Below are 22,060 nucleotides of genomic sequence, written 5' to 3' on the forward strand. Positions count from 1 at the left end.
GTGTGAACATAAGGATGGGGTGTGCGAATGGGTGCGTTTTTCTCCAATATTCAGGTGAAAGCAGCGGGGGCGACGGCTCGTGAGACGTTGGTGAATCAGGTGCCTGAAGCGATGGGTCTGCTCGGCTTCGAGCAGACGGAGGAGCCTTCAGATCGGGCGATAGTCTTGTTGTGGAACGAGAACAGTGACTGGTTGACGATTTATGACGAGTACGGCGAGTCGAATAAAGATGCGATGGATCAGCTGGCGGGTGCTTTGTCGCAGATCACGGGGACTTATTCGGTTAGCAACTTCGTGTATGACAGCGACCTGCTATATATGCGTCTATATGATAACGGAACCAGCCAGGATACCTATGTGAACGATGTAGAGATGTTCAACGAAATGATGGATGGGAACCGTAAGCGCAACGGTCAAGCTGCCCGATGGGAGCGGCTGCTGCCGCCGGAGGTGTCGAAGAAGGATCTGTCGAGGCTGTGGAAGGAAGAGACGGTCTTCGCGGAGGACAAGCTTCGGGACCTTGGACAGCTGTTCGGATGGACGATCAAGGATTGCGGTACGGGCTATCGGTATTGGCAGGAGGATGAGCATCATACGTCTTCTAATGTGAGGACCATGTATTTCAAAGATAATAATCCGAAAGTGTCGTGGAATCTCGACTGGTTCGAATCCGATGCGGCAGAGCTGGAGATGGGCGTTCATCAGTATTACTGGGAATGTCGTTCTCATGAGCCCGACGATTATGTTTTCTCGGTGGCGAACATCGGCCCGGTGGCAAGGGGGCTTCGTGTCATGGTCTGGGGTAGTGCAATTGACGAAGGCTGCTTCGAATCGGTCTCGATCGGTTTGATCGATGCAGGGCCATTCAGCGAAATAGACGAAACAACCGAGGTGACGCTGCAATATCCCGGTGAAGAGGGGCAATTCAAAGGATACGCTGCGATCTATTCCGACTATGAGATTCCATCGAGTACGCCGCTTGGCATGGACCCGCGCAAGCTGCTTGATCAGATTAATCAGCTTGCAGCCGCTCATACCTATATTCGCATACAAGCAACACCGGTGAAGAGCGGGATATTCGAGCTCCATGTCTCGGTAAAACCGATTGCAGAAGGGACACAAGGCGTGACGCATCGGCTGCGACTGTTCGCGGATGTCGATGTGTCGCCGCATTTGGAGAGCATCGACAGCTGGTTCGAATAGGGGAGGTAATGGCGTATGGTTGAGCCGGCGTTAGACGCAGCGTCACCAAGCTTCTTGGAGGCGGTGCAGGCGATCGATGCGGGCGACGCTGAGCGCTTGAAGCAGCTGCTAGCTGCAAATCCATCGCTGTTGGAAGAGAGAGCGGATACAGGCGAAGAGGGGTATTTCCATCACCCGTATCTGTTGTGGTTCACGGCGGGCAATCCGATTCGCGGCAATGGGGATGTACCATCCAACACGGACGAGATCGTCCGTATTATTCTTGCAGCAGCGGAGAGGGAACGGGTGGACAGCCTGCAGGAGCAGCTGGACTACACGCTCATGCTCGTCAGTTCCGGCTGCGCGGCGCGGCAGTGCGGGATGCAGCATAAGCTCATCGACGTGCTGCTGGACGCGCACGCCGATCCGCAGACGGCGGCGCTGCCCGCGCTTGCGCATCGCGAGACGGCGGCGGTCCGCCAGCTGCTCGCGCGTGGTGCCTCGCTGACGCTGCCAGTCGCCTCCGCCATAGGGCCGCTCGACGGATGCGAGTACGAGCGGCTCATTGCGCAGGCGGATGCCCAGGAGCGCCAGCTTGCGCTGGCGGCAGCGGCGCTGTACGGGAACGCGCCCGCGCTTGCGCGGCTGCTGGCTGCAGGCGTTGACTTGAACGCCTACAGTCCGGCGTCGTTCCATGCGCATGCGACAGCGCTGCATCACGCCGTCGATTCGGGCTCGCTCGAAGCCGTACGGCTGCTTGTGGATGCAGGAGCGGATGTGAGGTTGCCGGATCGACTGTTCGGCGGGACGCCGCTTGGCTGGGCCGACCATATGGGACGGCTGCAGATTGCGGCGTTTTTGCGCAGCTTAGCTTAGCCTGGCGCAATACTTGGCTTGTACGGCAATCGAACAACAGCCATCACGTGTCGTGCACGGATGGCTGTCTTCGGTATAACTAGCGAGTCACCTTAAGGCATCGTCTGACCACGCTTCTCCAGGTCTTTGACCGTGGCGCTTGTCGGCACCGTCTTCTCATTCTTCAGCGTGCCGAACAGCACGTCGACGAATGGCGTAGAGACGCCGTACCAGTAGTTCTCGTTCTTGTAATGGTGGAGCAGGTGCATCCGTTTGTTCCAGCGTCCGAGCCTCGTCGTCGGTTGAATCGGCCGATGGGCGATATAGTGCTTCCACTCATAGATGAGCAGCATGCACACAAGCCCGGCTCCGAAGGCCAATGCCGCGTTCAGCATGCCCGTTACGAGGTAGAAGAGGGCCGCGAAGACGGTCAAGTTCGGGAGACTGTACCAGACCGGCAGAAACAGCAGTTTCAAGTCGTTCGGATGCGTATGGTGATCGTAATGTATGCGCTTAAGAAATTTTAAAGCAAGAGCGTTGTTGGGCGTCTTCAAATGGAACAGAAAACGGTGCGTCATGTACTCGCTGACCATGAACGCGGCCATTCCGATGAGGAATATGGCGGCGTTAAGCCATGTAAACTCGCGGTAACTCGCGACGGCTGCCAGTGCGATAAGAATGCCGGCCATGATCATAATATCGGAATGCAGAAAGAAGTTGCGATAAAGCCCTTGTTTGCTCATAGCGGCCCCCATCTCCTTCGCCTTTGCCTACATTCCCGAGTGTACAGGAAGAAGAGCGCGGCCAGCAATAGGCAGGATGCAGCGGGAGAAACTATTGTCGTTCCACGGTTCCGTTGGTATAATATAGCAAATACAACTTAAGGGCCATGCATCCCTAGTTGCTACTAGAGACAACCCCGCTGCTTGCAGCGGGGTTGTCTTATTTTGTATATCCAAGGAGAGATGAAGACGATGAACAAGCTGGAAGCAGAATCAAGAGCAATATGGACGCAGGAGGACTTGATCGAACGGTTCGCGCGGTGCGGGGTGGAGGCAGGGCAAACCTTGTTCGTACACGCCTCGCTGAGCAAGCTGGGATTCGTTGTAGGCGGTCCGGAGACCGTCATTCGCGCATTGCTGGCGCTTGTGGGTGACGAAGGAACGCTCGTAATGCCGGCGCAGACGTGGAAAAATCTCGACCCGGCAACGGGCGTTCATTGGGAGGAGCCGCAGGAGTGGTGGCCGATCATCCGCGCCCATTGGCCGGCCTATGACAAGGCTGTTACGCCTGTCATCGGCATGGGTGTCATCGCGGAGATGCTTCGCACATGGCCGGGCGCTTGCCGTTCCGATCATCCTGCACGTTCGGTAGCAGCGGTTGGCAGGCATGCCGCATATATAACGCAGGAGCATGACTTATGCAACATTGTCGGGGACGGTTCTCCGCTAGATAAGGTTTATCGACTGGACGGAAAAGTGCTCCTGATCGGCGTTGGCTATGACAAGAACACCTCGCTGCATCTGGCGGAGGCTCGTGCGAATTACGCTTCCAAGAGCATGAGCCAAGAAAGCAGCGCCATGCTGATCGACGGCGAACGGCGGTGGGTAACGTACGAGACGCTCGCCGTGAACGACGAGGATTTCGCACAGCTCGGCGAGGCTTATGATCGGGAGATGGGCACTGTCGTACATCGAATCGGCAATGCCGAAATTCGGCTGATCAGCCAGCGGTCGCTCGTCGATTGGGCTGTTCAGTGGATGGAGCAGCATCGTCTGTAGAATAGCGTTTGACGAGGCCATTTTCCGCAAATGTCACTACCCGCTGGTCCGGAACATCACGCCCAGCCTTGTCGGCAGACTAGACGAGGGGACGTGATGTTTTTTTTATTAATGGCACAGCCTGTTTCCAGCCCCGTAAATGTGTTGCTCACCCTGCACAGTTTGTCCTTGTCGTCCTCCTGTTGGATGCTGTACAGTAAATGGTAACAGCCTCTATCGATCTTTCTTAATTCCGTTGGAAACTTACCAATCCTATTCGGTTAACAAGCGATTCCTCTTACTCCTAATGAAAGCCTTCTCCAATTCGCACAAGAATCAATCACTTACCGACAACGAATCAGCGTATCTCGGCTCTGTACTTCGCTAACGCGTTCAACTCCTACGACGAACACGTTCTGTCATCAAAAATTAATATTAGTATCCTCGCGGCGGACGTTCTATTCGGCTAGGTTTGAAATAGATAGAAGTTATCAAGTTGTGGATTCATTCCAGTGCAAAGGAGTATGGCCGCTATGAGGAACTACCAATGGATTAAGTGGCGCAGATTTCTGATCAGTTTAGCACTAATAGTCGTTCTACTCATCTTCATGTGGGCGGGTGCTCCGACGACCTGGATGGTCGGTTTAAGCATTCTCGGCATCGTCGTAAATCTTCTCTATGCAATGGCGTTCATGATCATTCAATTCGTTGCGCTGTTCTGGTTCCTCGCGCGAGGGCGGACGTATTGGGTACTGCCCGGGGAGACGGGCGCCACATGGGATGATTACCGGGGCAACCCCGAGATTGTAGAAAATGCGAAGCGCATCGTTACCCTTCTGCGGGGCGTGAAGAGCTTCAAGGAGATGGGCGGCGAAGCGATCCGCGGTTTGCTGCTGTGCGGACCGCCGGGTACAGGTAAGTCCTATCTCGCACAGGTTATCGCGAACGAAGCGCAGGTGCCCTTCGCATACGCATCGGCACCGAGCTTCCAGAACATGTTCTTCGGTGTCGGCAACCTGAAGGTCATGCGCATTTACAAGAAGGCCCGCAAGCTGGCCCGCATTTATGGCGCTTGCATCATCTTCATCGACGAAGTGGATGCAATCGGCATGAAACGTCAAGGCAGCGGCGGAGGCGGCGCGATGGGCATGTTCGGCATGGGCGGAGGCTCTGGCCTGCTCAACGAGCTGCTGCTCCAGATGGATCCGCCGAATCTCGACAGCTCGAAGATCGCGAAGCTGCTGCGTCAGCTCGGCTTGCGTCGCAAGAAGGCTGAACGCCCTCCGGTGCTCACGATTGCCGCGACCAACCTGCCGGATGTGCTCGACGAAGCGCTGCTGCGTCCAGGTCGGTTCGACCGTAAGCTATGGGTGGATTCGCCGGACTATGACGGTCGGGTGGATGTTTTCAACTATTACCTCAAGAAGGTGAAGACCGATCCGACGTTCACGTCGGAGAAAGCTGCCCTCGATACGATCGGTTACAGCCCGGCTCAAATTAAGCATATCGTGAACGAGACGGTCGTCATCGCCCACCAGCGGGGTGCGCAGTTAACAAGCTACGAGGATTTCCGCGTTGCAATGGAGACGTACGAATGGGGCCTCAAGCAGCCGCTTCGTTCCATGAGCGCAGATGAGAAGCGGAACGTGGCGTACCATGAGGCGGGCCATGCGGTAGCGCAGTATTTGCTGAAGCCGCATGATCGGGTATGGAAGGTAACGATTGTGCGCCGCGGCGGCGCGCTTGGTCTGGCTGCTACGAAGCCGATGACGGAACGTTACAACCGCAGTGACAGCGAGATACTTGCTGAGATTCAAGTATGCTTAGCGGCACGAGCGGTCGAAGAAGAATTCCTCGGCAAGAAGCTTAACGGCGTCACCTCCGATCTGCAGCAGGCAACGACGCTGGCGGGCGCCTATCTCGGCATCGTCGGCATGGGCGATGAATTATTCAGCTGGATGGCGGTAGGCGGACGTGTAGAAGGATTCCGCGCCCTTCGTCCGAAGATCAACGAGCTGCTCAAGGATCAGATGAATCAGGTGAAGGAGCTCGTGAACAAACACTCCGATTTTGTACATGTGATTGCATCGGAACTTCTCCGCCAGGAGGATCTCACCGGTGAAGAGATCGAAGAGATCTACGTACGGCTGTATGGACAGCTTCGTCCAGAGCCGCCGACGGTGCGGCAGCTGGTGAAGTTCGATAAGCTGCCGGATCGGGAGACGGCGGCAGAGCTGGAGGAAGCGGCTGAGCGTACAGCGACAGCGGAGGAAGATCAGTCAGAAGGCGGATCCGAGGAGCCGGGCGACGGCGGACCGGAATCGTTTGAATCCTTTTATCTGAAATAAACGAAGAAGGGCGGAGACAGCGTGTCGCAAGACAGCTGCTCAGCCCTTCTGTTGTTAGCATGGAATGTTGTAAGTCGGAGGCTTAAACCTGCGTCGGTACCATGCCTGCGGAGACCATCAGGCGGTTCCAGTTGTTGATCGTGTTGATCGCCATAATGATCGTCAGGTACTCTTTCTCAGAGAAATGCTCGCGCGCCTTCCGGGAGACGTCTTCCGGGATGCCGCCCTTGGCGATCAGGGTAACGGCTTCCGTCAGCTCTAATACGGCCCTCTCCCTTGCGCTGTAGAAAGGCACTTCGCGCCATACGCTGATCAGGTCGATCCGCTGGTTCGTCTCGCCTTTGCTGCGCAGGTCTCGCGTATGCATGTCGAGGCAGAACGCGCAGCCGTTAAGCTGGGACGCGCGGATTTTGATGAACTTATACAGGGTGTAATCGAGGCCGGAAGCGGCGATAAAGCCCTCCAGCTTCAACATCATATTGTATACCTCTGGGTTTACCTCTTGGACATTGATTTGTGTAAGTGTGTTCATATTGGTTTCCCTCCACGATTTGTTATCGTCTGCGGCCGGCTGACATTAGTTAAGACACAATAGCCGTTGGATTTGTGACCGCGTAGGAGAGAAACATTCAAAATAATTTTTCGACTGCTTTTACTTGCTTATTGGCGCTGCCCCTTACCGCTAAGCGCGGTCAATTAACTCCGAATTCCCTCCATGAATGTGCTGTAATTTATCGGGATTCATAATGGTGTAGATACATGCAATCGCATGATCGGCAGTATAGCTGAAGCAAAATGCCCGCATATGTCCGTCCGGACGTACGAGCAGAACGCCGGGCTGACCGCTTATGAGCACATGATGGAAGATGCCATTGTAGGAACCTTTGCTGTGCAGCCCAGAGAAGAATGCGAGGATGCGGTCGCGTCCGAGTATCGGATTAACGGCCGTACGAACCTTGCCGCCGCCATCGCTAATGAGCACGGCATTGTCGGTCAGCAGACGAATGAAGGATTCGAATCGTCCGGTCTGGGCGGCCTCGGCGAAGGCTTGCACATAAGGTTCTGCCGTAACTGCTTGATTCGTCGCAACATCATCTTCCGTGCGGCTGTTCGAGCCGATCTTGGCGCTGGCACGGCTGAACAGCTTGCGGCAGGCTGCTTCGTTTTTCTGCAGCATGTGGGCGATTTCGTCGTACGGAAAGCCTAGCGACTCCTTCAAAATATAAACGGCTCGCTCCAGCGGCGACAGCTGCTGCAGCAGCACGAGCAGGGCATAGCCGAAACGCTCGCGCAGCACGAGCTGTTCGGACGGTTCATCCGCTGCAACCGCTGCGGCGAAACGGATGTCCGGCTCCGGCAGCCAGGTGCCGGGATAGACCTCCCGCTGACGGCGGGCGGATCGGATCGTATTGAGCGAACGGTTCGTGACCATTTTCATCAAGTAGGCCTTCGGGTATTCGATCGTATGCCAATCCAGATCGCGGACGGACATGAATACGTCCTGCACGATATCCTCGGCATCCGTTATGGAACCGAGCATGCGGTAAGCATAAGCAAGCAGCACCGGCTTGTAGGTCCGATACAGGGTATCTAGATCCATGGTTGGTTACTCCTTTCGCTTTCGCGGTGAGGCGGATTCAGCATGAAGAGACAGGTAAGTAAGAGGGCAGCTGCGGGCAAGGATGAACGAACGGAATGCTAAAGGCCGCCATAGAGCTTATTCGTTACTTACAGCTGATTGGCAGACGGTAACGGTTCCTATGGGGCTTAATTGCTCAGTAATGAGTCGAAACGCACGTATTTGGATCCAGTAACCGCTGTGTTAACCTTTACAGTTATTAAAAGACTATATACTGTGAAATAAGCTTCGTGACATCCGTTATTCCTACCACTAAACCAATAAATAAAAGTACAAGTACGCAAGGGAGAGTCAACTGATGTGCGCTATAGATAAGGATCAGCTTGTGAGTTCAATCATCCAGGAGGCAGAGAAATTCGCTCGTACCGAACTAGAGAATGACGCAACCGGCCACGACTGGTGGCATGTGCATCGCGTGGTGCGAATGGCAGAGCGTCTTGCTGAGGAAGAGGGCGCAGATCGGTTCATCTGCACCGTATCAGCGCTTCTTCATGATGTTGCCGATGAGAAGCTCAATGATTCCAAGGAGAGCGGGATTCAGAAGGTGCGCAGCTGGCTTGAGGCTCAGCCGATTGCGGAAGAAGACCAAGCCCATATTCTTGAGATTATCGCCACCATGTCCTACAATGCGGGCACGAACCCGCCGATGCGTACGCTGGAGGGGCAGGTCGTGCAGGATGCCGACCGTCTCGATGCGATCGGAGCAATTGCGATTGCGCGTACCTTCGTATATGCAGGCTTCAAAGGAAGTCCCATTCATAACCCGGCAATCCAGCCGCGCGATGCAATGACGGCGAAGGAGTACCGGGATCACCGCAATAATACGGCGCTTAACCATTTCTACGAGAAGCTGTTCAAGCTGAAGGATCTGATCAATACATCGACTGCCCGCAAGATCGCAGAGCAGCGGCATCAGTATATGGAGCAGTATGTTCGGCAGTTTCTGCTGGAGTGGGATAGTGTTCAATAGGCAGGGGTGACCAATTAGCCACAGCCAATTACGGGTTGAAAATCTCCATCCACTTCTCCGCGTGCCGCAGCTGCTCGAAGCCGTATTGGGCGTATAGCCCTTGCGCGTCGCCTGTAATGAGCATGAAGCGGCGCAAGCCCTGCAGGTCGGGATGCTCCTTAATGGTCTGCATCATCGCTTTGGACAAACCCTGTCCGCGGTAATCCTCGTGCACGAACACATCGGTCAAGTAGCCGAATGTCGCGCAATCCGAGACGACGCGCGCGAACCCGACCAGCTTGCCGTCAGCCGACTGATCGTAGGCGCCGACAACGACGGCCGTATTGTCAATCGCCTTCTGCAGACGTTCGCAGGTATAGGACACTGCCCATGGCATCGGACGGAGCTGCTCGTACAGGTCATGTACGTCGAGCAGGCTTCGGTCTGTTGAGATATGAATCGAATCGGATTGGTTAGGGTGTGACATGTTGGGCACGCTCCTTCGACATGAGATAAGGATACAGCAGAATAAGACCGGCTATGTATACGACAAGCACGAAATATGCAGGAAGCAAATGAATGAAATCCGTATAACCGATTGCAAAATGAACGCTCAATCCTGCGACAAATCCAGGTGCGCCGCTCCACAGCAGCGTCCACCACTGCCATCTTGCACCCTGCTGAAGTCCCCATAGAGCGACGATCAGGATACCGACAGCATCGGATAGAAGCGCTCCGCCGAAGCCGGCGCGGTCGTGGGCAATAAGCGGAACAAGCCGCGGATTGGCAACGTCAAGCGCATCGCTAGATGTGCATAGATAGCCGAGATCTGTCGGCACGAATACGTCGGTAATGCCGACGTAAGCGATGACGATGCCGCCTATACATAAGGAAGCTCCAACGACAATAAAGCAGAGCTGGCCCCATAGTCCCCGCCGCCACGCCGTGCTGTTGTGCAGGTTGACGGGCATGCGGTTAGGCCGGTCCGGGTTGTTCCGCATCGCGAGCAGGAACATCGGCAGCAGAATAACGGCGGCCGCGGCATGGAGCGGGTCGAAGAAGCCGTATCCTAAGTACAGGAAGAAGCTCGGAAACCCGACGCCGCACGAGGCCCACACCGCAGTTTTCGCCCAGTGAAGTCCGTGACGGAGTCCATGCCTTGCAAGCTGGCAGTACAAGATCCCGATCGACAGCATCGTGCCGGCGAGCGTAATCCGGTCGTGCGACATGAAATGCAGCAGATTGCCGTTAATCGCTGCCACTTGGCTGCGCGCCATATCGAGGAACGCCTCATCGTAGGGAAGCAGCACCGAGTTGGCCGCAATGATCCATGCGATGACGCCGCCCAGCATCATGCTGATCCCGAGCAGATACATCCATCCCCAGTTGGTCCACCAAGACGGCGAAGGCGGCGCCTCTTCCTTCGCCAGTCTATCGTATAGAATGGCCTCGTTGACCCGCTTAGGCAGGCCGGGTCCGCTATATACGAAGCCGCTGTGCAGCAGCAAATAGTCGGCGCCAGCCTCTATCAGCGCCAGCGCATCAGCCGGTTCATGCACGCCGGCCGATGCGAACAGCACAGGATTTCCCCTCGCATAGGCTCGGATCGTATGCAGCTTGGCGATGCACGCCTGTCGTCCGTCCCGCCCCGTGATGATGGTGCCCTCTTCAGCCCGAACGTAGTCCCCGATAACGAATCCACTCCATACTGAGGGATCTGCTGCCTGCACAATCTCTCGCAATGATGCTTCAGGTAAATCAAGTGGGATGTAAAGGAGCAGTGGTTTTTTAGCTGTGGCCTCTTGCTCGGCGAGGAATGTAGAAATTCGCTTAAGCAAGTGCCGTTCCGCAGCAATTTCTCCGCAGTTGCTCAACGCCTCGATAATAAGAGCGGATACGCCAGACTCGTCCGCGAACTGTTCGTACAGTGCTTGCAGCTCATCAGCCGCTTCGCTCGGGCCGGCTCTTGGTGACGGAGCAATACGTACGAACTGCGGCAGCCGATGCTTCGGATGGCGTATGCAATGCAGGACAGCTTCAGCGCCGGGGTTCTCGTACTCACATGGATAGATGATGCTCTCATTGGCTGGACTAATATGTATAGGCGAATCATTGGCGACAGGTCTGAGTGTAACGGGACCCATCTCTACGAAGCCGAATCCGAACTGGGAGATCGCTTTGACGGCAGTGCCATCAGCGTCGACTGCTCCAGACAAGCCGACAGGCGTGGGCAGATCGACACCCTGGAAGGTGCTTCGAAGAAGCGGAGACGGCTCCACATGGCCAAGTGTCTTGATGACGAAGGTGCCGCCGGGAATCCGGCTCAGGCGACCCATCGCTTGAAGCGTGAATCCGCGCGCGATACGCGCGGGAAGACGGAACAGGATTGGACGGAACAATGTTTGGTAAGACCAGTCGGGCATAGGGCTTCACCGCCTTTTGCAGAGCATGGTGTAGGTTAATCGATTACCAAAATCATACTATTATTCATGGCGCCATACTAGTATTCATTCTTGGAGAATGTCTCATCGGTTGTAAGGGGACAACCTATGTGATATAGCCAAGGAAAGGGATATAAACTAAGTTGATATTACAATCATTTCTATATTTATAATGAATAGTATATTGATTTTAATTAACTTTTAGGTAATTTAGCATATGGAATTATTGAACCATCACATTTTCGGTGGTAAAATTATGCACTATGGCGATAGACTCTGGGGCTAAAGTTCATAGTTTCATAGACTTATTGCAAATTGATCAAGGGGGAAAAATAGGTGAAACGAACGAAGTATGCATTGTCTCTTCTTCTTGCTTTTATGCTCGCATTCGGCGCTATGATGTCTTCTGCATTCGCGGCAGCACCAAAGGATGTCGAGAACCATTGGGCGTCAGATACCGTAACCAAATGGGTAGAGCAGGGCCTTATTAAAGGATATCCGGACGGAACGTTTAAGCCGAATGATCCGGTCAAACGCGGTGAGTTCGCGGCACTTCTGAACCGTGCGTTCAACCTGAGCGACGCAGATACGAATGTTACATTCAAGGATTTGACGGATAAGCACTGGGCATATCAGGACATTGTAATTGGTTATAAAGCTGGTTATTTGCAAGGAACAGGTGACGGCATCGTTGCCCCGAACAGCAATACGTCGCGGCAAGAAGCTGCCGTTATGATCGCGAAAGCACTGCACCTCGATACGACAGGGACAGACGTTTCCCAGTTCAAGGACGCAAATGAGATCGCAAGCTGGAGCAAGGGGGCAATTGCAGCCCTGGCAGCAGCGAAGGTATTCAATGGTGATAACAATGGCAAGATGAACCCGACGAAGCCGATTACGCGTGCCGAGACAGTGGCAGCTATTGATGCAGCGCTCGGACTGTCTTCTTCAGCGAATACGCAAGATAAGGTGTTCGATAAAGCAGGTACATACGGATCGGCTGACAAAACACAGACGATCGAAGGCAATGTCGTCATCTCTGCGGCTGATGTTACGCTGCAGAATATGGTGATTAAAGGAAACCTGACGATTGCGAAAGAAGTTGGTGAAGGCGATGTTACGCTGAACAAGGTGACCGTTGAAGGCACAACGCAAGTGAACGGCGGCGGCGAGCATTCCATTCACATTGAGGACTCTGTGCTTCTGCGCATTATCGTCGATAAAGCATCAGGTAAAGTGCGTATCGTTGCAATCGGTGCAACGACTGTAAATGATGTCATCGTTAATTCGCCAGTTAAGATCGAAGAGTCAAATGTAACGGACAGCGGCTTCTCGAATATCGAGCTGTCGGATGTGCTTCCAGCAGGATCTAATGTTGATCTCATCGGACAATTCGAAGATGTGCGCGTGCTGACGGCTAATATTCAAATCAGTCTGCCAAGCGGCTCGATCGACAATTTATCGGTAGGACAAAACGCGGAAGGCACTGCGATCGACGTAGGCAAAGAAGCGAAAATCGCTGAGCTTGTCCTGAACGCAGTATCCAAGCTGGTCGGTCAAGGCCAGGTAGACAAAGCAACCGTCAACGATGGCGCGAAGGGCTCGTCGTTTGAGACGAAGCCAAGTACGGTTGATGGTTCAGGCAAGGAACAAGATACGATTCCGGCTGGAACGAGCAGCGGTAGCAATAGCGGTAACAACGGCAGTACCGGCGGTTCCGACAATGGTGGCAGCAATGGAGGCGACAACGGCGGTTCCGACAATGGCGGCAATAATGGAGGCAACAACGGCGGTACAGATAATGGTGGTACTGACAATGGCAGCGGTACAGGCGACGAGACAGAGGCTCACCTTAGTTCGCTGAGCGCAGCGCTTGACGGGGAGCTGTCGTTAACGCAGAAGGATAGCTCAGGTAATTCGGTTGGAACGGGCTTTGAAGCCGATACATTCCAATACGAAGTGGCACTCCCTGTTGACTTCAAAGGCGGAGATTTTAAACTAAACGCATTAGCAGTTAATCCGAACGCAACTGTAAACGTAACGTTGTTCAGATCTTCTGAAGGAGTGTACACGAACCTAAAGGCAGATAAGGGAGATTATACGTTCCATCTGAATGCCAAAGAGGATGCGGAAGTCGCTATTTCGGTCAGAAGCCTTGATGGTATACGGACTAAGTATTACAATGTTGAGTTCTTCTACCAACGGAATATCCAAGAAGCATTCCGTATTATTAAGTCTGTCAATGGTGACAATGCTTCGTACTCGCTGAATTCGAACCTCCTTCAGGCTGGAGATGTAGTGACCGTGGATGTGTCCGGGGCGGACTCCAGTAGTTCCTCTGCTTTTACGGCAAAGGGTACGGCATATGGGAAGAGCATTGATATGCAGCTCTCTGACTACAGTGATGGTAATTACAATAGCTTTAAACCGACTGATCTTAAAGGAACCATCAATATCACAGTGATGCGTGGCGAAGAAGAAGTAATGAGCGGCGACTATCATTATGATCTCACACCTGTAACAACCATCACAGATCGCACAGGTATTGTAATTAATCGGATGACGACGGAAGAGCTGCGCAAACTGGATGCATACAACAATGAGGTAAATAGAACCTCGTTCGGCTTTGTAATCACAACCGATGCTTCCGTACAGGCTTATGCATCCACGATGAAATTTAGTTACGACGTAATTAGTAATGCTTCTCAGGCTCCAAGAGTGATGACGATGGAAGACACGAAGATCTCGTACGGCAAATACGAATCACTTCATGGTTTGTTCAAAGTAAATAACAGTTATCCGTACCAGCATACATTCCTGGGCTTCAACCCCGTACATGATATGTACATCTATTTGACGTTCTACGATGCGAATCAGAACGTTGTCGGCTACTATACGGAGAAAGTAACCTTCGATAAAGAGCATATTGGAGAGAACTCACAGTTGGCAGAGTACGCACCAGTTCCGGATGCAGTGCAATAAGCAATTATAAATTCATGCTCAACAAACAAGCCTCGTTGCGGATTCAATCCGCAGCGGGGCTTATTTTTTACATCGAGCCAGACCGTAGTGCCGCCATCGTTCATTTTGGTTGACAAACAATTGCCCTCGAACCCATAATTGATCCGTTCATACCATAAAATAGAATCCATTGTGGGGTCGTTGAATGAGTAAAGGCACATCGTTCGTCCTATTTGCAGTAACCGTTGTTTTATCGGTGGTCATTGGGGTGGCCATGCCGCTGCTGGTGTTCTTCGGAGGGTTTCCGCTCGTATTCGATTCGTACTATGATGCTAGCTCGGATCATGGTTTCGGACATGCGGTCGTCTCCTTCGCTATGGTCGTTGTCAACGCAGTGGCGTTTCCGATCATCAGCATCTTCTTCGTGCGTGGTTGGATCAAACGGCGGAATACCGCTCGGTTTATCATCTCTGTTGCTATCATGCTTCTCGTAAGTATTGTAGTCCAAGTGGCGTTCAGCATGCTCTTCGAGTTACCGGTTATCGAAGAGACGAAGATCTAGTCCGCCATCTATCATCTATGCTCGAACAAAGAAGCCTCGCCGAGGACCTATGGGTCCCAAGCGGGGCTTCCTTGTGTCTGTTACTTGATGCCGAACCGTACGAACGAGTCGACGATCTGGCGGCGCAGCAGCAGATAGATGAGCAGAATCGGCAGGCATGACACCGTGGTTGCCGCCATCAGCGAGCCCCATAGGTTCGTATCCGAGTTGACGAACAGCCGGAGACCGATCTGCAGCGGCGCATGGTCCATCGATTTTGCGATCAGCATGGGCCAGAGATATTCGTTCCATGCGTTGATGAACTGCAGAATGCCGAGCGATGCGATCGTGGAGCGGGTGTTCGGAATAATGAGCCGCGTCAGAATGCTCCAGTCGCTCATGCCGTCGATTTGCGCCGCTTCAATCAGCACGCCGGGGAACGATTGAAACGATTGGTACAGCGACAGAATGGCGAACGTCGAGACGCTGAACGGCAGCACGATGCCGAGCAGACTGTCATTGAGTCCGAGGTCGTTCACGAGCACGTAGTTCGGAATCATGACCGATTGGAACGGAATGAGCCAGGTCAGGCTTAAGATCGAGAAAATCAATCCTTTGCCGCGGAAACGCCAACGCACGAGCGCATAAGCCGCCAGCAGACTGGTCGCCAGCTGGAGCAGCGTCATCATGATCGATACGCCGAACGAGTTGAACGCCATCCGAACGATCGGCATTTCGGTGAACGCATACGTATAATTGCCGAATGTCGGCTTATGCGGGAAGAAGGACGAGGTGAATATTTCCGACTCGTTCTTCAGCGAGGAGTTCACCATCCAATACAGCGGGAACACGGCAAGAATGCACAGCAAGATCAACATCCCGTGCCGAGTGATCGATTGAATCGGGGAACGATGGAACATTTGCGCTCTTCTCCTTCACAGCCTTAATTGTCGTAAAATGCAAACCTGCGGGACAGCATGTTGAGGCCGAGCGCAATGACGCCGAACACAACGAAGAACAGCAGGGCTGCCGCGGAGCTTAAGCCCACGTTCAAACTCGAGAAAGCAAAACGGTACATTTCGTAATAGATGTTCGTTGATGAGCCGTACGGTCCGCCCGTAGTCAGCATGTCGATGTAAGCGAATGTCCATTGGCTGGAGAACAGGATGCTCATCGTGAGCATGAAAATAATCATCGGCGACAGAAGCGGGATCGTAATATGCACGAACTGCCGGAACGATCCGGCACCGTCCTGTGAAGCAGCCTCGTAGTATTCGCGGTTAATGCTCGTCAGTGCGGCGGAGAACATAATGGTGCTGAACCCGATCATTTTCCAACCGGTAATGAGCAGAATGATCCACTTGGCGAAGCTCGGGTCGGAGAAGTACGCAATCGGCTCTGTGATCAAATGCAGCTTCATCAACATATAGTTGACCAACCCGTTGGACGGATGGAACAGCCACCGCCAGATCGCGCTGACCGAGACCGGCGCCAGAATCATCGGAATGAAGAACATGGCACGATAGAAGTTCTTGGACTTGCTCTCCATTCGGTCCGTAACGACCGCCAGGATCATCGGAATGAGGATGGAGAACGGAAGCAGGCCGACCGTATAGAAGACCGTATTGCCGATTGAATCGATGAAGCTCTTGTTATGGAACAGGTGCTGGAAGTTGTCGAGTCCGACGAATGTCGGTGACGTGCCCGGAACCATGCTCCACTTCTGAAAAGCGAGATAGAATGTATACAGCAGCGGCCGGTACATCCAAATGCCAAGCAGTGCGACAGCCGGCAGCAAATACAGATACGGCTTGAAGCGCCGCAGCTTCTTTGCGCTCAGGCGTCTGCGCACGATTATGGACCCCCTCGATAAAGAGGGGGCGATTGTATTGTCCAACGATTGGCTCATAATCGTTCCTTTCTTGTTCTACCTTGCGGTAGTTACGGCATCATGCCGTTGATTTCGTTCTGTGCGGCAGTCAGCGTCGATTTCACATCGTCGTCGGCCATAACGGATTTCACGATCGCGTCGGTGAACACTTTCGCCATTTCCGTTGCGTTGTCGCCTGGCCAGATCGCAACCGGTTGAATGCGCGTCAATTGATCGAGGTTGATACGGTACAGCGGATTCTGCTCGACAAAATCTTTCAGGCCGTTCGGATCGTCAGCCAGAGCCGTACGGAGCGGCAGGTAACCGATCTGCGACGTAATGATCGTATAGCCGCGATCGCCTGTTACGAATTTAACGAACTCCCATACCGCAGCCGTCTTCACGGGATCGTTCGGACGAACCGCAAGCACGCTGCCGGAGTTAACAGGTACTGACGGCGTATCGCCGAATTGCGGCAGGGCTGCGCCATACAGTTTCCAGCCGCCAGCTTCGGAAGCTTTCTTCATCCCGCTGTGCAGGGAGGTCGAAGAGACATACATGCCAAGGTTGCCTGCCATGAACTGCTCCATGAGCTCAGCGTCGGAGCCTGGTGCGGAACCGCCGTTATGGTACAGGTCTTTCCACATGGAAATCGCTGCAACGCTGGCATCCGAACCGAAGTCGGCCGATTTGCGGTCCTTCGCAAGCACTTGGCCGCCGTTGCTTAAGATCAGGCCTTCCGTTACCCAGCCGTTGTTCGGCGCGAGGCCGAAGCCGTCTTTGCCGGTTTTTTGTTTGATCTGGAGCGAATCCGCTTTGATCTCATCCCAAGTCTTAGGCGGGTTCGAAGGGTCCAGACCTGCATCTTCGAACAGCTTGCCGTTGATGAACACGATCGGCGTGCTGAACGTAAAGGCTAGGCCGTACATTTTGCCATCGATTTTGCCAAGCTCGAGCGCGTTGGACGAGATGCCCTTCAGATGCTCGTCCAGCTCTTCTTTCGGGAAGATATCCTCGTAAGCCTTGAAGCCAAGGCTTAAGCGGGAGCTGTCGAGCGTACTGAATGTATGCTGTACGACGTCGACTTCCTTGCCGGCCGAGATGTCGGCTTTGTACTGCTGCATCGTCGTATCTGCAACGCCTTCGACGATGACGCCTTTCTCCTTGCCGATCGTATCGTTGAACTCCTTGATCAGCTGTTCCATGCCCGCCTTCATGGTCGGGTAAGCAAGCGAGTAGGAATAGAACGACACCTTCGTCGGATTGGCTGGATCGAGCGCTCCGAGCTCGGCAGCACCCGTAGATTTGGATTCCGAACCGCAAGCGCTGAGCCATACGATCGAGCTCATGGCCATCAGTGCGAGCGCGCCTTTTGCCAGACGTTTCATAATCAATAGAACCCCCACTTAATGAATGTTATGGTGCCCGATAGGAAAGCTGCATTTTTGACAAAATAGGCTCTCCTATCGGCGGTGAATGTCCTGAACGTGCGAGCGACAGAGGGTGTTATTCGAGGCAGTAGTCTTGAATCCGCGTACGGACTTCCTCGTCGATACCGAACTCCAGTTCCAGGTAACGTTCGAAGCTCCCGTATTCACGCAGGATGCTGTCCATGGACGCATCGAGGTACTTCTCTTGCAGACGCATCGCTTCTTCGAAGGAGCGCAGCTCCTCCACGCTGATGTACGGCGACACCATATCGAACAACGCCTGATGGTAGTCCGTCAGCGTAATGTTCGAGAGCAGGTAGTCTTCCATCACCGTCTCGTACGGTACGCCCAGCGTCAGCAGAATGAGCATGCTGCCTACACCCGTGCGATCACGGCCGCCAGCGCAGTGCTGAACGATCGGCAGGTTCGTCTCCGGCGAGGCGAGAAGCTTCATCAGCTCGCGGTAGGAACGGCTGCCGATCGGCAGGTTCGCATACATCTGGAGCAGCATGTCCTGCGAGAAGTGGTGATGAAGCCCTTTCTGGAACAGCTCGGCAAGGTCGATATGAGGCGCTTGCTCAGCCGCTTCGTTGGCAGGAACACGCGTGTTGACCGCTTGACCGATGACCGGGTCCGGCTTCTGCTCGGCTTCGCCCCGGTTGCGGTAGTCGAACACATGCTTGAGGCCAATCGCCTCAAGCTGGCGATGGTCATTCGGCGTCAAGCCGGTCAGCTCGGCAGCACGGAACAGCAGGCCGTGCTTCACGGTGCGGCCGTCCGTTGTACGGTAGCCGCCCATATCGCGGAAATTGAATGCCCCTTCGAGGGGGATCAAGCAGCTTGGCATGAGTTGATTCGGCATAGTTTCTCTACACTCCCCGATGCGTGATTTAGTGGTTGCTAGTCTCAGCAGCGAGCATCGAGACTGGGAAACGGAAATATTCTTCTTGGGTAGATGGCAGGACAACGGATTGGACCGAGATGCCTTCTTGGTTCACCGATACAAGGTTATAACCGCAGAAGTCGTACATGCGGAAGTTCTCAGCGTCAGCCATTTCGCCGGCGAAAGCAGTGCCCGTAGCAGCGACGCTGCAGATGCCGTGATACGAGCCGACGTTATTGGAGTGAACATGTCCTGCGAGGATGCCGACAACGTCCGTGCCGACAAGCGCATCGCCGAGCTGTTTGCGATTCTCGAGTACATGGTCGTCCGGCATGCCGTTAACGGAGAGCAACGGGTGGTGGAGTGCGACGATCGTGCCGTTCTCAGCAGGGACGCTCAGCGTTTCTTCGAGCCATGCGAGCTGCTGATCGTCGATGCGGCCGTGGTGCTGGCCTGGCACTTGCGAGTTCAGGCCGATCAGGCGCAGGCCGTTGATCGTAATGCTATAGAAATAAGCGTCTACGGAGCCTTCTTGTTGGAGGAAGCCCTCGCGGAAAGGGGTGCGGTGATCGTGGTTGCCCAGTACGACGTACACAGGAGCGCCAATGATCGCGGAGCCTTGATCCAGCACTTGGCGGATGTATGCATAGTCCTCAACATTGCCTTCGTGCGACAAGTCGCCCGTGATGATGACGAAAGCAGGTGCAACGTTCGTGTCGCGCAGGTGCTCGAACAGACGAGTCACTTTGCCGGCGAGATTGAACTTCGAGAACATGTTGTCCGTTTGGGGTGCGTTCATGTGCGTGTCCGTCAGGTGAACAAATTTGATCGTTTCCATCGTTTTTCTTACCTCCAAAGGTTGGGTTGGTTTGGTTGCAGATGACCTCTAGCAGGACAAGTTCATCTTGCATACAAGAAATGTACATCTTGCATGTAAAACCTGTGTCAACGCCATCTTTCGTTTTTATTAATGGTGGGAGGCGTGTTTACGCGGGCTTAATAGGTGAGGGAGAGCGATGGTATGACAAAAAGCCTCCCAACCTGCACGGGGTGCGGTGTGGGAGGCCAGGAGAGATGGCGTAATTTTGAAACTTGCACGGGAATGGGCATGGCGGAGTAGGCGTGCATAGCTAACGAACTGATGGGACGCTGTTCGATCGTAATGAGCTTGTACGAAGGATAACGGACCTTAGTGATGCTATTAGTCGATTTGGCAGCGCGAAATGATGAAATGCTGCACAATAGCGTCATTGAAGTCCGATAAAGAGCGCGTTGGCATGTTTCTCAGCCTAATAGCAGCGGCTTAGTCCGTTAGCCAGACGGGGGCGGGTGCGCTCGGTAAGCAGTTGCGAAAGGTGGATGGTGGCGGCGTCCTTGGGTGTACTGCGTCCAGTTAGACAGTCTCAGTCTAACGAACTGTGCTGATCTTATCCGGTCTGCAGCGGGGCGTTAGGGTTGTAACGAATCGAGCGGACGCTATTGGGCGTCCGCTCGATGGGAAGTGGTCATTTCCGTTGTATTAACGTCGCTGAGGTTCTTAAGTGCTGAATAAGGCGTGAATGTGGCCCAATAGCGTTACTGTGGTTCATTGGCGGTCAAATAGTGGCGGGTACAGAATTCGTTAGCGATTAGTGTAAGTTCTTATGTGGCTGATCGGATCGTTTGTTGAAAGTAGCAGCCAGGAAGCTAACTTCAGATGCATCAATGCATGTCAGGGTCGACGCTTGATGCCGCTGCTTTCAATTCTTGCAGCCAAGTCATATAACGCTCATCATGGGCAAACTCGGCAAATTTGTTTGTTAGTTTATCAATCGCATCTTGGCACGCGTGACCCGGAGTAACTTTGCCCATCTGGCCTTCCGTGCCGTCCATGAATTTGATCGCCGATTGCTCGTAGGAAGGATTAGCATCGAACCGCAGGGCATGATGGACGCCTTTGGCAAGACTGCCCCACATCCCATCGATATCGCCTGCATCACGTTGATCCTCTGCTAATCCTAAGAAGCTCCATACACAAATTAGATCGGCGTAGCTAGATGTTGTGCCTGTAAGACGTTCCATAAGTTCTGCATGAAGCTGTTGCAAGTCTATGCCAAGTGCAGGATTGCCGTCCGCCTTAAAGCATTCATTAAGACTGGCAACGAGGGTACCGAACGTGAAGGCAAAAGTCCACAAGTGCGACTGCAGTTTCGGCTTTGCATCCGAGTATTTTCCCGCCATTATCAAATAGCGGGCAATGTCCACGTTCATTACGCCTCGAACGTTGATCTCTTCGAGAATGGCGATGGCTTGATCGTACTTTCCATTATCGCCATAGGTGTATGCTATTAATATTTTCAATTGTTCGGGCCGAACGGGTGAGTTCGATGGCCTGACCGTCAATGCACGTTGGAAGCGGTCAACCGCCTGCTCGACAAGGCGCTCTTTCTCACCGTCTTCACGGTCGACGGTATTGGCTTTGAACATCTGAAGCTGGGCTGCATGCCGAAGGATATCAAAATCGTTCGGGTACTTCATCAGCGCCTCCTCTGCCAGAGCGAGTCCTGCATCTACCTTGAAAAGGTCGAAATACTGCATCAGTTGCTCCTTATAACGTTCGACTTGGCTGGACTGCACCTGATAACCGAGCAGCGCATCGACAGATACATCGAAGAACGTAGCAATCGCGGGAAGTATCGTAATATCTGGATAGGAGCTCTCGCATTCCCACTTGGATACGGCGGCAATCGATACGCCCACTGCTGCCGCAAGCTGTTCCTGCGTCATGCGTCTCTCCTTCCGAAGCTCTGCAATCATCGTGCCTATTCGAATCGTCATTTCGCTACATCCTTTTATATTGAGATATTTGTGTCAGCGCCGACAAGTTCATCATAGCACGCGCTTCGAAGACGCGTAATGGAGCAGCAAGAGAATAAGGTTGATTCCAAATTCAACTGCCGGTTGAAATGAAGCTAGGGGAGAGTCTAACGAACCGTGCCGACCTTATTCAGCACGTAGCGGTACGGTGTTCCCGTAACGAATCTAGCGGACGCTATTGGGCGTCCGCTAGATGGGAAATGGTCATTTATGACGTAATAGCGCTGCTGGAATTCGTTAGAGCTGTGAATGGAACAATTGAGGCGCGATAGCGTTTCTGTGGTTCGTTAGCCAATCGGTCGGCTGCATGTGTCATTGCATGTAGTTAGGTCGACGTCTGATTGT

At 53.5% G+C, this 22,060-nt stretch carries 18 protein-coding genes; 7 read left to right on the forward strand and 11 right to left on the reverse strand.

Annotated features, from left to right (window positions below; all coding sequences use genetic code 11):
- Positions 1–27 precede the first annotated feature (27 nt).
- Together SBI19_RS04355 and SBI19_RS04360 are read left to right on the forward strand one after the other, a co-directional pair.
- Entirely contained in the window at positions 28–1,203 is a 1,176-nt protein-coding gene (locus tag SBI19_RS04355; RefSeq protein WP_317965308.1) for a hypothetical protein, read from the forward strand.
- A gap of 15 nt (positions 1,204–1,218) precedes the next feature.
- On the forward strand, positions 1,219–2,058 hold the full coding sequence (locus SBI19_RS04360) for an ankyrin repeat domain-containing protein (RefSeq protein WP_317965309.1): 840 nt from the start codon (positions 1,219–1,221) through the stop codon (positions 2,056–2,058).
- 92 nt (positions 2,059–2,150) lie between these two features.
- On the opposite strand, the gene SBI19_RS04365 is transcribed toward SBI19_RS04360, so the two are convergent.
- Entirely contained in the window at positions 2,151–2,780 is a 630-nt protein-coding gene (locus tag SBI19_RS04365) for a sterol desaturase family protein (RefSeq protein ID WP_317965310.1), read from the reverse strand.
- Positions 2,781–3,011: 231 nt separating this feature from the next.
- Here SBI19_RS04365 and SBI19_RS04370 point away from each other — a divergent pair, with 231 nt between their 5' ends.
- Together SBI19_RS04370 and SBI19_RS04375 are read left to right on the forward strand one after the other, a co-directional pair.
- Positions 3,012–3,818, forward strand: a complete 807-nt coding sequence (locus SBI19_RS04370) for an AAC(3) family N-acetyltransferase (RefSeq protein ID WP_317965311.1) — start codon at positions 3,012–3,014, stop codon at positions 3,816–3,818.
- Between the two features lie 512 nt (positions 3,819–4,330).
- Positions 4,331–6,145: an AAA family ATPase gene (locus SBI19_RS04375; protein WP_317965312.1), complete on the forward strand. Its 1,815-nt coding sequence runs from the start codon at positions 4,331–4,333 to the stop codon at positions 6,143–6,145.
- A gap of 82 nt (positions 6,146–6,227) precedes the next feature.
- Here SBI19_RS04375 and SBI19_RS04380 read toward each other — a convergent pair whose 3' ends face one another.
- Both SBI19_RS04380 and sigJ read right to left on the reverse strand, forming a co-directional pair.
- Positions 6,228–6,677 (reverse strand): carboxymuconolactone decarboxylase family protein, encoded by a 450-nt coding sequence (locus tag SBI19_RS04380; protein WP_317965314.1) that lies wholly within the window; start codon positions 6,675–6,677, stop codon positions 6,228–6,230.
- A 150-nt stretch (positions 6,678–6,827) separates the two neighbouring features.
- The gene (sigJ, locus tag SBI19_RS04385) at positions 6,828–7,745 is read right to left on the reverse strand and encodes an RNA polymerase sigma factor SigJ (RefSeq protein WP_317965316.1); all 918 of its coding nucleotides are present in this window, start codon (positions 7,743–7,745) and stop codon (positions 6,828–6,830) included.
- A gap of 337 nt (positions 7,746–8,082) precedes the next feature.
- On the opposite strand from sigJ, the gene SBI19_RS04390 reads away from it, so the two are divergent.
- A complete protein-coding gene (locus SBI19_RS04390; protein WP_317965318.1) occupies positions 8,083–8,754 on the forward strand; it encodes an HD domain-containing protein in 672 nt (223 codons plus the stop codon).
- 28 nt (positions 8,755–8,782) lie between these two features.
- Here the strand turns inward: SBI19_RS04390 and SBI19_RS04395 are convergent, their stop codons facing one another.
- Positions 8,783–9,220, reverse strand: coding sequence for a GNAT family N-acetyltransferase (locus SBI19_RS04395; RefSeq protein WP_317965320.1), 438 nt, complete (start codon positions 9,218–9,220; stop codon positions 8,783–8,785).
- Positions 9,207–11,156, reverse strand: a complete 1,950-nt coding sequence (locus SBI19_RS04400) for a dihydroorotate dehydrogenase (RefSeq protein ID WP_317965322.1) — start codon at positions 11,154–11,156, stop codon at positions 9,207–9,209. Before SBI19_RS04400 ends, SBI19_RS04395 begins: the two co-directional genes overlap by 14 nt.
- A gap of 354 nt (positions 11,157–11,510) precedes the next feature.
- Between SBI19_RS04400 and SBI19_RS04405 the strand changes: the two genes are divergently transcribed.
- Together SBI19_RS04405 and SBI19_RS04410 are read left to right on the forward strand one after the other, a co-directional pair.
- A complete protein-coding gene (locus tag SBI19_RS04405; RefSeq protein WP_317965324.1) occupies positions 11,511–14,156 on the forward strand; it encodes an S-layer homology domain-containing protein in 2,646 nt (881 codons plus the stop codon).
- Positions 14,157–14,340: 184 nt separating this feature from the next.
- Entirely contained in the window at positions 14,341–14,697 is a 357-nt protein-coding gene (locus SBI19_RS04410) for a hypothetical protein (protein WP_317965326.1), read from the forward strand.
- Between the two features lie 80 nt (positions 14,698–14,777).
- Here the strand turns inward: SBI19_RS04410 and SBI19_RS04415 are convergent, their stop codons facing one another.
- From SBI19_RS04415 to SBI19_RS04440, 6 genes are all read right to left on the reverse strand, one after another.
- Complete coding sequence (locus SBI19_RS04415; RefSeq protein WP_317965328.1) at positions 14,778–15,596, reverse strand: carbohydrate ABC transporter permease; 819 nt, start codon at positions 15,594–15,596, stop codon at positions 14,778–14,780.
- 23 nt (positions 15,597–15,619) lie between these two features.
- Complete coding sequence (locus SBI19_RS04420; protein WP_317965330.1) at positions 15,620–16,528, reverse strand: carbohydrate ABC transporter permease; 909 nt, start codon at positions 16,526–16,528, stop codon at positions 15,620–15,622.
- 89 nt (positions 16,529–16,617) lie between these two features.
- Positions 16,618–17,934, reverse strand: coding sequence for an ABC transporter substrate-binding protein (locus SBI19_RS04425; protein WP_317965332.1), 1,317 nt, complete (start codon positions 17,932–17,934; stop codon positions 16,618–16,620).
- Between the two features lie 118 nt (positions 17,935–18,052).
- Positions 18,053–18,838, reverse strand: coding sequence for a tyrosine-protein phosphatase (locus SBI19_RS04430; protein WP_317965334.1), 786 nt, complete (start codon positions 18,836–18,838; stop codon positions 18,053–18,055).
- Positions 18,839–18,866: 28 nt separating this feature from the next.
- Positions 18,867–19,697, reverse strand: a complete 831-nt coding sequence (locus SBI19_RS04435; protein ID WP_317965336.1) for a metallophosphoesterase family protein — start codon at positions 19,695–19,697, stop codon at positions 18,867–18,869.
- 863 nt (positions 19,698–20,560) lie between these two features.
- Positions 20,561–21,676: a helix-turn-helix transcriptional regulator gene (locus SBI19_RS04440; RefSeq protein ID WP_317965338.1), complete on the reverse strand. Its 1,116-nt coding sequence runs from the start codon at positions 21,674–21,676 to the stop codon at positions 20,561–20,563.
- Positions 21,677–22,060: the final 384 nt, after the last annotated feature.

Origin of the sequence: Paenibacillus sp. CCS19, from assembly GCF_033239625.1 — a bacterium.
Taxonomy (GTDB): Bacteria; Bacillota; Bacilli; order Paenibacillales; family Paenibacillaceae; genus Paenibacillus_T.